11 protein-coding genes are annotated in these 12,924 nt (G+C 57.1%); 5 read left to right on the forward strand and 6 right to left on the reverse strand.

Features of this window, described 5'->3' with window-relative positions; translation table 11 throughout:
* Window positions 1-18: 18 nt before the first annotated feature.
* On the forward strand, window positions 19-2,097 hold the full coding sequence (locus CWM52_RS12515) for a YccS/YhfK family putative transporter (protein ID WP_100684412.1): 2,079 nt from the start codon (window positions 19-21) through the stop codon (window positions 2,095-2,097).
* On the opposite strand, the gene argD is transcribed toward CWM52_RS12515, so the two are convergent.
* The 5 genes from argD to ppiA all read right to left on the reverse strand — a co-directional run bounded on the left by argD (window position 2,087) and on the right by ppiA (window position 5,428).
* Window positions 2,087-3,307, reverse strand: a complete 1,221-nt coding sequence (gene argD, locus CWM52_RS12520) for a bifunctional acetylornithine/succinyldiaminopimelate transaminase (RefSeq protein WP_100684413.1) — start codon at window positions 3,305-3,307, stop codon at window positions 2,087-2,089. The genes CWM52_RS12515 and argD overlap by 11 nt on opposite strands.
* A gap of 89 nt (window positions 3,308-3,396) precedes the next feature.
* Window positions 3,397-3,960, reverse strand: coding sequence for an aminodeoxychorismate synthase component 2 (pabA, locus tag CWM52_RS12525; protein ID WP_100684414.1), 564 nt, complete (start codon window positions 3,958-3,960; stop codon window positions 3,397-3,399).
* A gap of 44 nt (window positions 3,961-4,004) precedes the next feature.
* Window positions 4,005-4,595: a putative adenosine monophosphate-protein transferase Fic gene (locus CWM52_RS12530; protein ID WP_100684415.1), complete on the reverse strand. Its 591-nt coding sequence runs from the start codon at window positions 4,593-4,595 to the stop codon at window positions 4,005-4,007.
* A complete protein-coding gene (locus CWM52_RS12535; protein WP_100684416.1) occupies window positions 4,585-4,752 on the reverse strand; it encodes a YhfG family protein in 168 nt (55 codons plus the stop codon). The genes CWM52_RS12530 and CWM52_RS12535 overlap by 11 nt, the downstream gene beginning before the upstream one ends.
* A gap of 106 nt (window positions 4,753-4,858) precedes the next feature.
* Window positions 4,859-5,428: a peptidylprolyl isomerase A gene (gene ppiA, locus CWM52_RS12540; protein WP_004868429.1), complete on the reverse strand. Its 570-nt coding sequence runs from the start codon at window positions 5,426-5,428 to the stop codon at window positions 4,859-4,861.
* Window positions 5,429-5,704: 276 nt separating this feature from the next.
* Here ppiA and tsgA point away from each other — a divergent pair, with 276 nt between their 5' ends.
* Window positions 5,705-6,889: an MFS transporter TsgA gene (gene tsgA / locus CWM52_RS12545; protein ID WP_100684417.1), complete on the forward strand. Its 1,185-nt coding sequence runs from the start codon at window positions 5,705-5,707 to the stop codon at window positions 6,887-6,889.
* On the opposite strand, the gene CWM52_RS12550 is transcribed toward tsgA, so the two are convergent.
* Window positions 6,886-8,211 carry a cytosine deaminase gene (locus CWM52_RS12550; RefSeq protein ID WP_100684418.1) on the reverse strand — a complete coding sequence of 442 codons (1,326 nt, stop codon included), beginning with the start codon at window positions 8,209-8,211 and terminating at the stop codon, window positions 6,886-6,888. The genes tsgA and CWM52_RS12550 overlap by 4 nt on opposite strands.
* Before the next feature lie 240 nt (window positions 8,212-8,451).
* Here CWM52_RS12550 and nirB point away from each other — a divergent pair, with 240 nt between their 5' ends.
* The 3 genes from nirB to cysG all read left to right on the forward strand — a co-directional run bounded on the left by nirB (window position 8,452) and on the right by cysG (window position 12,847).
* Window positions 8,452-10,995: a nitrite reductase large subunit NirB gene (gene nirB, locus CWM52_RS12560; protein WP_100684420.1), complete on the forward strand. Its 2,544-nt coding sequence runs from the start codon at window positions 8,452-8,454 to the stop codon at window positions 10,993-10,995.
* Window positions 10,992-11,318, forward strand: coding sequence for a nitrite reductase small subunit NirD (gene nirD, locus CWM52_RS12565; protein ID WP_100684421.1), 327 nt, complete (start codon window positions 10,992-10,994; stop codon window positions 11,316-11,318). The genes nirB and nirD overlap by 4 nt, the downstream gene beginning before the upstream one ends.
* Before the next feature lie 155 nt (window positions 11,319-11,473).
* The gene (cysG, locus tag CWM52_RS12570; RefSeq protein WP_100684422.1) at window positions 11,474-12,847 is read left to right on the forward strand and encodes a siroheme synthase CysG; all 1,374 of its coding nucleotides are present in this window, start codon (window positions 11,474-11,476) and stop codon (window positions 12,845-12,847) included.
* The last annotated feature ends 77 nt before the right edge of the window (window positions 12,848-12,924 follow it).

Raw genomic sequence — 12,924 nt, forward strand, 5'->3', positions numbered from 1 at the left:
GCCGTTTTTGTTTCCCCTATGTGGCGCAGGCTGATTTACCACCCGGAAGTCAACTATGCACTGCGGCAAACGCTGGTGTTGTGCTTGCCGGTTGCAACAGGCCTCCTCCTCGGGCACTTACAGCAAGGTCTGTTGTTCTCGCTGGTACCCGCCTGCTGTAACGTCGCCGGTCTGGATACCCCGCACAAACGCTTTTTTAAGCGTCTGATTATTGGCGGTTCGTTATTTGCCGGCTGTAGTCTGGTCGTCCAGCTTCTTCTTCAGCAGGACATCCCGCTGCCCTTGATTCTCAGCGGCCTGACGCTGCTGCTCGGCGTAACGGCGGAGATCAGCTCTCTGCACGCCAGGCTACTGCCCGCTTCGCTCATTGCCGCTATCTTCACCCTGAGCCTCGCCGGCAATATGCCCGTCTGGGAGCCGCTGCTGATCTACGCCCTCGGGACGCTGTGGTACGGCCTGTTTAGCTGGTTCTGGTTTTGGCTATGGCGCGAGCAGCCGCTGCGTGAATCGCTGAGCCTGCTCTATCGGGAGCTGGCTAACTACTGCGAAGCCAAATACAGCCTGCTGACCCAGCACATCGATCCGGGCACTTCGCTGCCGCCGTTGCTCACGCGCCAGCAGAAGGTGGTGGACCTGATCACCCAATGCTACCAGCAGATGCATATGCTGGCGGCGAACCAGCGCAACGACCACAAGCGCCTGCTGCGGGTGTTTCAGATGGCGCTGGATTTACAGGAACATATCTCCGTCAGCCTGCACCAACCGGAAGAAGTACAAAAACTGGTGGAGCGCAGCCATGCCGAAGTGGTGATCCGCTGGAACGCGCAAACCGTTGCCGCCCGCCTGCGGGTAGTGGCCGATGACATTCTCTACCACCGCTATCCGCAACGCTTTCATATGGATAAGCAAATCGGCGCACTGGAGAAAATTGCCTGGCAGCATCCCGACAACCCGGTAGGGCAATTCTGCGCCTGGCACTTCAGCCGAATAGCCCGGGTGCTGCGCACCCAGCGTCCGCTGTACGCTCGCGACCTGATGGCCGATAAAGAGCGCCGTCTGCCGCTGCTGCCCGCGCTAAAGAACTATCTCTCGTTGAAATCGCCGGCGTTACGTAACGCCGCCCGTATCTGCGTGATGTTAACGGCCGCGAGCCTGATGGGAAGCGCCCTGAACCTGCCCAAACCTTACTGGATCCTGATGACAGTGCTTTTTGTGACTCAGAACGGCTATGGCGCGACGCGGGTACGTATTGTCCATCGGGCGGCAGGTACGCTTGCCGGTCTGGCCATCGCCGGCCTGGCGCTGCACTTTCACGTCCCGGAGGGCTATACGCTCTCCGCGATGCTGCTCGTCACGCTGCTGAGCTACCTGATTATTCGCAAACATTACGGCTGGGCGATGGTTGGCTTTACCGTGACGGCGGTGTATACCCTGCAGCTTCTGACGCTCAACGGCGAGCAGTATATTGTCGCCAGGCTTATCGATACGCTTATCGGCTGCCTTATCGCCTTTGGCGGCATGGTCTGGCTGTGGCCGCAATGGCAAAGCGGGCTACTGCGTAAGAATGCTCACGACGCGCTGGAAGCCGATCAGGAAGCGCTCCGGCTGATTCTCAGCGACGATCATCAGGCCCCGGCGCTGGCCTATCGCCGGATGCGCGTCAATCAGGCACATAACTCGCTGTATAACTCGCTGAATCAGGCCATGCAGGAACCCGGGTTTAACACTCATTATCTTGACGATATGAAGCTATGGGTTACCCACAGCCAGTTTATTGTTGAGCATATCAACGCCATGACCACCCTGGCCCGCGAGCATACGATGCTGACGCCGGAGCTGGCCCGACGCTATCTGGAATCTTGTGAGATTGCGCTCCAGCGTTGCCAGCAGCGACTGGATACCGACGGTCCCGGCAGCGCTGGCGATGTGAATATTATGGAGTCGCAGGATGTGGGAGTGAGCCGTGGCCCGTTAAGTACGATGGAGCAGCATCTGCAGCGGATCCTCGATCATCTGAACACCATGCACACCATCTCCTCGGTGGCATGGCGTCAGCGCCCGCATCACGGCATCTGGTTACGCGCAGTTAAGCGCTAAGCACCTGCTGTACCGCCTGGGCAAAGCGGGCCATGCCTTCGGCAATATCCTTCTCGTCAATGACCAGCGAAGGGACGAAACGCATCACATCCGGCCCGGCATTCAGCACCATCACGCCCGCCTCTGCCGCGGCATAAAGAAAATCGCGAGCCCGGCCTTTGTGCTGCGGCTTAAGCTCCGCGCCAATCAACAGCCCCATACCGCGAATATCGCTGAACAGGTCAAACTGGGCGTCAATTTGCTGGAGATGCTGCACAAACAGCGCGCGCTTCGCGCTCACCCCCTCCAGCACCTCCGGGGTATTGATCAGATCAAATGCTGCCCCGGCCACGGCGCAGGCCAGCGGGTTGCCGCCGTAGGTCGAACCGTGGGAACCGGCGTGGAATGCGCTGGCAATATCGTGGGTGGTCAATACGGCGCTGATCGGGAAGCCGCCGCCCAGCGCTTTGGCGCTGGTAAGGATATCCGGCGTCACGCCATAGTGCATGTATGCAAACAGCGAACCGGTCCGCCCCATCCCACACTGAACTTCATCAAATACCAGCAGCGCCTGATGCTCATCGCACAGTTCGCGTAATCCTTTCAGAAACTCCGGCGTTGCTGCCATCACGCCGCCTTCTCCCTGAATCGGCTCCACGACCACCGCGCAGGTATGATCGTCCATTACCGCTTTAACCGCATGCAGATCGTTAAACGGCACATGGATAATGTCCGCCGGTTTCGGGCCAAAACCATCAGAATATTTTGCCTGCCCGCCCACCGATACCGTGAACAGTGAACGACCGTGGAAGGCATTGTGGAAGGCGATGATTTTGGTCTTATACGGGCTGTGACGGGTAATGGTGTAGTGGCGCGCCAGCTTAAACGCCGTTTCGTTCGCTTCGGTGCCGGAGTTCATGAACACCACGCGCTCGGCGAAGGTGGACTCCACCAGCTTGCGACCCAGACGCAGCGCCGGCTCGTTGGTAAAGACATTGCTGGTGTGCCACAAGGTTTCGCCCTGCTCATGCAGCGCCGCGACCAGAGCCGGATGACAATGACCTAACGCCGTCACCGCAATCCCGCCCGCGAAATCAACGTACTCTTTGCCCTGCTGATCCCATACGCGGCTACCTTTACCTTTGACCGGGATGAATTCTGCCGGTGCATAAATCGGCAGAATAACTTCATCGAATGTGGCGCGGGTAATTACCGGTTGCTCAGTTGCCATGTCATGCCATCCTTCTTCGTTATGCGGTCATTATTGTGATAATCTAATCACAAAATATGCATAAAAAATCAGTCAATGGCAACTACAAATCACCGATTGAGGAAGTTTGCCAGCAACTGATGCCCCTGCTCGCTGAGAATACTCTCCGGGTGGAACTGTACCCCTTCGAGATCCCACTCCCGATGACGAATCGCCATAATCTCACCGCTTTCGCTGCGAGCCGTCACCTCAAAGCATTCGGGAAGGGTTGCGGGATCAATCAGCAGAGAGTGGTAGCGAGTGACGGTCAGCGGATTATTCAGCCCCTGAAAGACCCCCTGCCCGTTATGATGGATGGGGGAAGTCTTGCCGTGCATCACTTTCGCCGCTCGCACGATCGTGGCGCCAAAGACCTGGGCAATAGCCTGATGACCAAGGCAAACACCGAGCAGCGGGATCTGACCGGCATAATGGGCGATCGCCGCCAGCGAAATGCCTGATTCATTCGGCGTGCAGGGTCCGGGAGAGATCACGATTTTCTCCGGCTTCAACGCCGCTATCTCCTCTAGCGTCAACTCATCATTACGCCTGACCTGCACTTGCGCCCCCAGTTCACAGAAGTACTGGTACAAGTTCCAGGTGAAAGAATCATAGTTGTCGATAAGCAGGATCATAGCGGCTCCGGAAAGAATAAAATCGGGCTATTCTACTCAGATTCTCACGCTTCGCTTACCACTTTGCGAAAGATCCGCTCAAGGGGTTCGGGATCGCCCATCGCCCCCAGCTGGTTAGCCTGGCTCCAGCTATCGGGGTCAATATCCCGCCAGTCGAGGACATAGCCGGCGTGAAGCGCCAACTGCTCAAAGAAAATCCGCTGAACCAGGCCGCTACCGATGCGAAACGGGTGCAGGACGTTGATTTCCCCGTAGTACCAGCTCAGACGCGTAACGAACGTCGCGCGATTGACTCCGCTGAGATAGTCCTCTTCCTCCAGCGCCCGCATCAGCGCATTGCCCTCTTTCTCAATCCACGCAAAATGGCAGAACGGGGTATCGCCCTGATAAATATCGACGTCTCTGAATTGCCCCGCCCAGTCGAAGATATCCTGATAGAGCTGATGATGAATAAAACAGAGGTAGGGTAGTCCGCGGCCGCGCGGTCCCAGCGGCAGCGTCGCCGCGCGCAGGGAGGTGATTTCCCAGACCGTTTGCTCCAGACGCTGCGCCTGACGAATGCCGAGGCGGTTACGCATCACATCGAGCGCAGGATAGAGGTAAGGATCGCGCTCGTCGCCATATTTACTGCTCATGGCGCCTCCCGATTTCGGCAAGACGCGCCAGGGCTTGCCCGGCAGTCAGCGTTACCAGCGGGATCGCTGCGCCTTCCAGGCGAAGGCTGGCCTGAAAATTCATATTGCGGGTCTGTTCCCAGAGTTGGGATTTTTGCTTATCGGTGAGTGAACGCATGGTCTCCTCCCTTATCGTCCCCCGTTTGCCACAAGTATAAGCAGCAATTTCAGGTTACGCAGAGAGGCCGACGAGGCGCGGGTGTGTCACCCGCGTACAGAAAAGCTTATGGCAGCACTTTCGCTGAGAGGATAACGACAGGTTTCGACGGTACATTCTGGTACGGTCCGACATTGTGCGTCTGAACCTGAGAAATCTTATCCGCCACGTCCATGCCTTTCACCACTTTGCCGAAGACCGCATAGCCAAAATCACGCTGCCCGTGGTCAAGGAAGGCGTTATCCGCAATGTTGATGAAGAACTGGCTGGTGGCGCTGTCCTGGTCGGCGGTGCGCGCCATCGCGATCGTACCGCGGGTGTTGCGCAGACCGTTATCGGCTTCGTTTTTAATCGGTGGGTTCGGCTGCTTTTGCTGCATCTGTTCGTTGAAGCCGCCGCCCTGCACCATGAAGCCCGGGATCACGCGATGGAAGGTGGTGTTGTTATAGAAGCCGCTATTCACGTACTTCAGGAAGTTATCCACGGAAATCGGTGCTTTCTGGCTATTTAACTCCAGCTCAATATTGCCCGCAGACGTCGTCAGCAGGACATGAGGATCGCCTTTCGCTGCCATTGCCGGAGAGAAAGCTGAAATGGCGAAAACGGCAACCACCGCCGCCAGAGTTGATTTGAGCATGGGAATTCCTTAACGGAGCAGAATAAAAAGCAAGTGCTTTGATTCTAAAGAGCCTTGGCATCCTGGGCCAGCCTTTTACCTAATTTTACGTAGCTGAAATAGTTGTTACGACGCATGCATTGACCAGTACGCCAGACAAAAGCGATCTGCATCACATTAATTAATGCAAAAAGTATTTCATTGCATAATAAACGTTTGCTTACATCACTCGAATGAATAAAATCTGTCCGCCCTGGCGCAGTCAATGCGCTTTACATTCCTATTCACAGGCCAGTCATGACTAACAGCAATCGTATCAAGCTCACATGGATCAGCTTCTTTTCCTACGCCCTCACCGGCGCGCTGGTGATCGTCACCGGAATGGTGATGGGAAATATCGCCGATTATTTCCATCTGCCCGTCTCCAGTATGAGTAACACCTTTACCTTCCTCAACGCCGGTATCCTGATCTCTATCTTCCTGAATGCCTGGCTGATGGAAATTGTGCCGCTGAAAACCCAACTGCGTTTTGGCTTTATTCTGATGGTCCTGGCCGTTGCCGGGCTGATGTTTAGCCACAGCCTGGCTCTGTTTTCCGCGTCCATGTTCGTTCTGGGGCTGGTCAGCGGGATTACCATGTCGATCGGGACCTTCCTGATCACCCATATGTATGAAGGCCGCCAGCGTGGCGCGCGTCTGCTGTTTACCGACTCCTTCTTCAGCATGGCGGGAATGATCTTCCCGATGGTCGCCGCATTCCTGTTGGCCCGCAGCATCGAGTGGTACTGGGTTTATGCCTGCATTGGTCTGGTCTATGTGGCCATCTTTATTCTGACCTTCGGCTGTGAGTTCCCGATCCTCGGCCAAAAAGCGCAGCACAACAGCCAGCCGGTCGTGAAAGAAAAGTGGGGCATCGGCGTGCTGTTCCTCGCGATTGCGGCGCTGTGCTATATCCTCGGTCAGCTGGGCTTTATCTCCTGGGTACCGGAATATGCCAAGACCCTGGGCATGAGCCTCGCCGATGGCGGTAAGCTGGTGAGCGATTTCTGGATGTCGTACATGATTGGCATGTGGTCATTCAGCTTCATCCTGCGCTTCTTCGACCTGCAGCGCATCCTGACCATCCTGGCGGGTCTCGCCACCGTACTGATGTACCTGTTCATCAACGGTTCGCCGGAACATATGCCGTGGTTTATTCTGACCCTCGGCTTCTTCTCCAGCGCGATTTACACCTCGCTTATCACGCTGGGTTCGCTACAAACCAAAGTCGCGTCGCCGAAACTGGTGAACTTTGTACTGACCTGCGGCACCATCGGCACCATGCTGACCTTCGTGGTAACCGGTCCGATTGTGGCTGCCAGCGGCCCGCTGGCAGCGCTGCACACCGCTAACGGCCTCTACGCCGTGGTCTTTGTGATGTGTTTAATCCTTGGCTTCGTCTCCCGCCACCGCCAGCACAACGCGGCAACGGCCTCCCACTAAGCCTTTGTTGGCCCCTTTGCCTCAGTGAAGGGGCCGTTTCGGCTAAAGCACAGCTCCTCTCCCCCTCTGTCGGTCTGAATCCAGGTCTGCGCCAGTTGCGTTGTGGCAATGACCCGTCCCTGGCGAATCGACCAGCGCACCGGCACCTGGCAGCGAACCGCTTCAAAGCCATTCTCCGCCGGCAGAATAACCAGATTCGCAGGGTTGCCCGGCGCAATGCCGTAATCGTGCAGACCAAAGGTACGGGCGCTGTTGTCGGTAATCAGCTTCAGGCCATCGTTAATCTGCTGGTAGCCCATCAACTGACAAACATGCAACCCCATATGCAGCACCTGCAGCATATTGCCGGTACCCAGCGGGTACCACGGGTCGAAAACATCATCGTGGCCGAAACAAACGTTAATGCCCGCCGCCATCAACTCCTTCACCCGGGTAATGCCGCGGCGCTTTGGATAGTCGTCAAAGCGCCCCTGGAGGTGAATATTCACCAGCGGGTTGGCGACAAAGTTGATTCCCGAGAGCTTCAGTAACCGGAACAACCGCGAAGTATAGGCGCCGTTATAGGAGTGCATCGCGGTGGTATGGCTGGCCGTAACCCGCGGGCCAATACCCTCTTTCAACGCCAGAGCCGCCACCGTTTCGACAAACCGCGACTGCTCGTCGTCGATTTCATCGCAGTGAATATCCAGCGGGCGCTGATACTGCTGCGCCAGACGGAAGGCGATATGCAGCGATTCCACGCCATACTCACGGGTAAACTCAAAGTGCGGAATGGCGCCGACCACATCGGCCCCGAGCCGCAGGGCCTCCTCCAGCAAGGCCTCACCATTGGGGTAAGATAAAATCCCCTCCTGGGGGAAGGCGACTATCTGCAAATCTACCCACGGCGCGACCTCCTGCTTCACCTCCAGCATCGCCTTTAATGCCGTCAGCGTCGGGTCAGACACGTCAACGTGCGTGCGGACAAACTGAATCCCGTTGGCGATTTGCCACTTCAGGGTCTTCCATGCCCGGGCCTTCACATCTTCGTGACTCAACAGCGCCTTACGTTCCGCCCAGCGCTCAATTCCCTCAAACAGCGTCCCGGACTGATTCCAGTTTGGCTCGCCGGCAGTTTGGGTGGTATCGAGATGGATATGCGGTTCAATAAATGGCGGAATCGCCAGCCCACCGCGGGCGTTGAGCACCTCATAACTTTCGCTGCTGGCACCGCCCATCGGGGTGATATCACCGAAGCAGCCTCTGTCTATCGCTATCTGCCAGAGCCCTTCGCGGTCAGGCAAACGTACGTTCTCAATCAACCAAAGCGGAACTGCTGTCATCTTGATGACTCCCGTGAATAGTGCCGATTTTTCGCCCAACCCATGAACATTCTCCCGCGTCCATTTTGTACACAAAAGCAACAGAAAGGAAAAGCCTGAGTTTTCCATAACTTATAAAAATCCAGGAAAATCATAATCATACCCATTAAGTGGTAGGCGCTGGCGATCTTGATTTGTATCAATAAGTGTCCTGGCTGAATCGTTAAGGTAGGCGGTAATAGAAAAGAAATCGAGGCCAAAATGAGCAAAGTCAGAATCGCTATTATCGGTAACGGCATGGTTGGCCATCGCTTTATCGAAGAGCTTCTTGATAAGGCGCCTGCCGGACAGTTCGACATTACCGTGTTCTGTGAAGAACCCCGTATCGCTTACGACCGCGTCCACCTGTCGTCTTACTTCTCCCACCACACCGCCGAAGAACTCTCGCTGGTCCGTGAAGGTTTTTACGAGAAACATGGCGTTAAGGTCCTGATCGGTGAACGCGCGATTACCATTAACCGCCAGGAGAAAGTGATTCACTCCAGCGCGGGACGCACCGTGTTTTACGATAAGCTGGTGATGGCGACGGGCTCCTATCCGTGGATCCCGCCGATCAAAGGCGCGGAAACTCAGGACTGCTTTGTTTACCGCACCATTGAAGATCTGAACGCAATTGAATCCTGCGCGCGTCGCAGCAAACGCGGCGCCGTCGTCGGCGGCGGTCTGTTGGGTCTCGAAGCCGCCGGCGCGCTGAAGAACCTCGGCGTGGAAACTCACGTCATCGAATTTGCGCCTATGCTGATGGCCGAGCAGCTCGATAGTATGGGCGGCGAGCAACTCAAGCGTAAAATAGAAAGTATGGGCGTGAAGGTCCATACCAGCAAAAATACCAAAGAGATTATCCAGCAGGGCAACGACGCCCGGAAAACCATGCAGTTTGCTGATGGCAGCGAGCTGCAGGTCGATTTTATCGTCTTCTCTACCGGTATTCGTCCACGCGACAAGCTGGCGACCCAGTGCGGCCTGGCCGTGGCGCAGCGCGGCGGTATCGTGATCAATGACACCTGCCAGACCTCCGACCCGGATATCTATGCTATCGGCGAATGCGCCAGCTGGAACAACCGTGTCTACGGTCTGGTGGCGCCGGGTTATAAAATGGCCCAGGTGACCGTCGACCATCTCCTCGGCAACGACAACGGCTTTATCGGGGCCGATCTCAGCGCCAAACTGAAGCTGCTTGGCGTTGACGTGGGCGGCATCGGCGATGCGCATGGCCGCACGCCTGGCGCCCGCAGCTACGTCTATCTTGATGAAAGCAAAGAAGTCTATAAACGACTGATCGTCAGCGAAGACAATAAAGCGCTGCTTGGCGCGGTGCTGGTCGGAGACACCAGCGATTACGGCAATCTGCTGCAGCTGGTGCTCAACGGTATTGAACTACCGGAAAACCCGGACTCGCTGATTCTGCCAGCGCACGCTGGCAGCGGTAAGCCGTCAATCGGCGTCGATAAACTGCCGGACAGCGCGCAAATCTGTTCCTGCTTCGACGTGACCAAAGGGATGCTGATTTCCGCCATCAACAAAGGCTGCCATACCGTCGCCGCGCTGAAAGCTGAAACCAAAGCCGGTACCGGCTGCGGCGGCTGCATTCCACTGGTGACCCAGGTGCTGAACGCCGAACTGGCGAAACAGGGGATCGAAGTGAGCCACAATCTGTGCGAACACTTTGCCTACTCCCGCCAGGAGCTGTTCCACCTGATTCGCGTAGAAGGCATTAAAACCTTCGAAGAGCTGCTGGCGAAACACGGAAAAGGCTACGGCTGCGAAGTGTGTAAGCCGACCGTCGGCTCTCTGTTGGCCTCCTGCTGGAATGAGTACATCCTCAAGCCTCAGCATACTCCGCTGCAGGATACGAACGATAACTTCCTCGCCAACATCCAGAAAGACGGGACCTATTCGGTTATCCCGCGCTCCGCCGGCGGCGAAATTACGCCGGAAGGCCTGGTGGCCGTGGGGCGTATCGCGCGCGAATACAATCTCTACACCAAAATCACCGGTTCCCAGCGTATCGGCCTGTTCGGCGCGCAAAAAGACGACCTGCCGGAGATCTGGCGTCAGCTGATTGAAGCGGGCTTCGAAACCGGCCACGCCTATGCCAAAGCGCTGCGTATGGCGAAAACCTGCGTCGGCAGCACCTGGTGCCGCTACGGCGTCGGCGACAGCGTAGGCTTCGGTGTCGAGCTGGAAAACCGCTACAAAGGCATCCGCACGCCGCACAAAATAAAGTTTGGCGTCTCCGGCTGCACCCGCGAATGTGCGGAAGCACAGGGTAAAGACGTGGGGATTATCGCCACCGAGAAGGGCTGGAATTTATATGTCTGCGGCAACGGCGGGATGAAGCCGCGCCACGCCGACCTGTTGGCCGCCGATCTTGACCGCGAAACGCTGCTCAGCTACCTCGATCGCTTTATGATGTTCTATATCCGCACCGCCGATAAGCTGACGCGTACCGCGCCGTGGTTAGACAACATGGAAGGCGGCATCGATTATCTGAAGAGCGTCATTATCGACGACAAGCTGGGTCTGAACGCCCACCTGGAAGCAGAGCTGGCGCGTCTGCGTGACGCTGTCGCCTGCGAGTGGACCGAGACGGTCAACAATCCGGCGGCGCAAACCCGTTTCAAACACTTTATCAACAGCAACCAGCGCGACCCGAATGTACAGGTCGTCCCGGAACGCGAGCAGCACCGCCCGGCAACGCCGTATGAGCGTATCCCGGTCACTCTGGTGGAGGAAAACGCATGAGCCAGTGGGTAAACATCTGCAAGATTGACGATATTCTGCCTGCAACCGGCGTCTGCGCGCTGCTGGGCCAACAACAGGTCGCCCTGTTCCGGCCTTACCACGACGATCGGGTCTATGCGATCAGCAATATCGACCCGTTCTTCAATGCCAGCGTGCTGTCGCGAGGCATCATTGCCGAACATGAGGGTGAACTGTGGGTCGCCAGCCCATTGAAGAAACAGCGATTCCGTCTGCGCGACGGCCTGTGCATGGAAGATGAAAGCCACTCCATAGCGCATTTTGACTCGCGCGTAAAAGACGGCAACGTTCAGCTGAAGGCATGATGCCCTGAGGTTCCCGCCGCGCCCCGGCGGGAGCCATATTTTCTTCTTATGCCAACTAAGCGGTAGGTGCCCGAAAAATCGTATATTGTGCCCTCCCTCTGCTGCTATGCTACGACCGCTTACCCTCTCCCACTGCTTTGCTGCGAGGATGTTCCGTGGATCACTTACCTATTTTCTGTCAGCTGCGCGATCGCGACTGCTTACTGGTCGGCGGCGGTGATGTTGCCGAACGCAAGGCGCGCCTGCTGCTTGATGCCGGCGCCAGAGTCACGGTCAACGCGCTGACGTTTTCGCCGCAGTTCCATGTGTGGGCTGATTCGCAGATGCTGACCCTGGTGCAAGCGCCGTTTAACCCGGCGCTTCTCGACCCCTGCTGGCTGGCCATCGCTGCCACCGACGATGAGGATGTCAATCAGCAGGTCAGCGACGCCGCCGAGGCGCGGCGGATATTCTGTAACGTGGTGGATGCGCCGCAGCAGGCCAGCTTTATTATGCCGTCGATCATTGACCGCTCGCCGCTGATGGTCGCCGTCTCCTCTGGCGGTACCTCACCGGTACTGGCGCGTCTGCTGCGCGAAAAGCTGGAGTCGATTCTGCCGCTCCATTTAGGCCAGCTGGCCCGCTATGCCGGCCAGCTGCGTTCGCGGGTGAAAAAACAGTTTGCGACGGTCGGCGAACGCCGACGTTTCTGGGAAAAGCTGTTCGTCAACGACCGTCTGGCGCAATCGCTGGCCAATGAAGACCGCCAGGCCGTTGCCGATACTACCGAGCAACTGCTGACGGAGCCGCTGGATCATCGCGGCGAAGTGGTGCTGGTCGGTGCCGGCCCCGGCGATGCCGGGCTGCTGACCCTCAAAGGGCTCCAGCAGATTCAGCAGGCTGATGTCGTGGTGTATGACCGTCTGGTCTCCGACGACATTATGAATCTGGTACGTCGCGACGCCGATCGGATTTTCGTCGGCAAACGCGCGGGCTATCACTGCGTGCCGCAGGAAGAGATTAACCAGATCCTGCTGCGCGAGGCGCAGAACGGACGTCGCGTGGTGCGTCTGAAAGGCGGCGATCCCTTTATTTTTGGCCGTGGCGGCGAAGAGCTGGAAACCCTGTGCCACGCCGGAATCCCCTTCTCGGTGGTGCCAGGCATTACCGCGGCTTCAGGTTGTTCCGCCTATTCTGGTATCCCGTTGACCCATCGCGATTTCGCCCAGGGGGTCCGCCTGATCACCGGCCATCTGAAGACTGGCGGCGAGCTGGATTGGCAAAACCTGGCGGTAGAGAAACAGACGCTGGTGTTTTACATGGGGTTGAACCAGGCCTCAGCTATCAGAGAGAACCTGATTGCTCACGGCATGGCGGCGGATATGCCTGCGGCTATCGTTGAGAACGGCACAGCGGTCAGCCAAAGAGTGGTCTCCGGCACCTTAGATCAGCTGGATATTCTGGCGCAGCAAATGGCCAGTCCGGCGCTGATTATCGTTGGTCGCGTAGTCAGCCTGCGCGACAAGCTGAACTGGTTCTCACACCACTGATACTCAACCCGGCTCAGGCTCGCGGACGCGGCGAAACTGAGCGGTAAACATCTATCGCACATAAAACAAAGGGGCGG

The organism is Raoultella sp. T31 (assembly GCF_002806725.1).
GTDB lineage: Bacteria > Pseudomonadota > Gammaproteobacteria > Enterobacterales > Enterobacteriaceae > Klebsiella > Klebsiella electrica.

Excerpts from the sequence above, each read along its gene's own strand:
- CWM52_RS12515 (WP_100684412.1), top strand. The coding sequence starts at position 19 with ATGTGGCGCAGGCTGATTTACCACCCGGAAGTCAACTATGCACTGCGG.
- argD (WP_100684413.1), bottom strand. The coding sequence starts at position 3,307 with ATGGCAACTGAGCAACCGGTAATTACCCGCGCCACATTCGATGAAGTT.
- pabA (WP_100684414.1), bottom strand. The coding sequence starts at position 3,960 with ATGATCCTGCTTATCGACAACTATGATTCTTTCACCTGGAACTTGTAC.
- CWM52_RS12530 (WP_100684415.1), bottom strand. The coding sequence starts at position 4,595 with ATGAGCAGTAAATATGGCGACGAGCGCGATCCTTACCTCTATCCTGCG.
- CWM52_RS12535 (WP_100684416.1), bottom strand. The coding sequence starts at position 4,752 with ATGCGTTCACTCACCGATAAGCAAAAATCCCAACTCTGGGAACAGACC.
- ppiA (WP_004868429.1), bottom strand. The coding sequence starts at position 5,428 with ATGCTCAAATCAACTCTGGCGGCGGTGGTTGCCGTTTTCGCCATTTCA.
- tsgA (WP_100684417.1), top strand. The coding sequence starts at position 5,705 with ATGACTAACAGCAATCGTATCAAGCTCACATGGATCAGCTTCTTTTCC.
- CWM52_RS12550 (WP_100684418.1), bottom strand. The coding sequence starts at position 8,211 with ATGACAGCAGTTCCGCTTTGGTTGATTGAGAACGTACGTTTGCCTGAC.
- nirB (WP_100684420.1), top strand. The coding sequence starts at position 8,452 with ATGAGCAAAGTCAGAATCGCTATTATCGGTAACGGCATGGTTGGCCAT.
- nirD (WP_100684421.1), top strand. The coding sequence starts at position 10,992 with ATGAGCCAGTGGGTAAACATCTGCAAGATTGACGATATTCTGCCTGCA.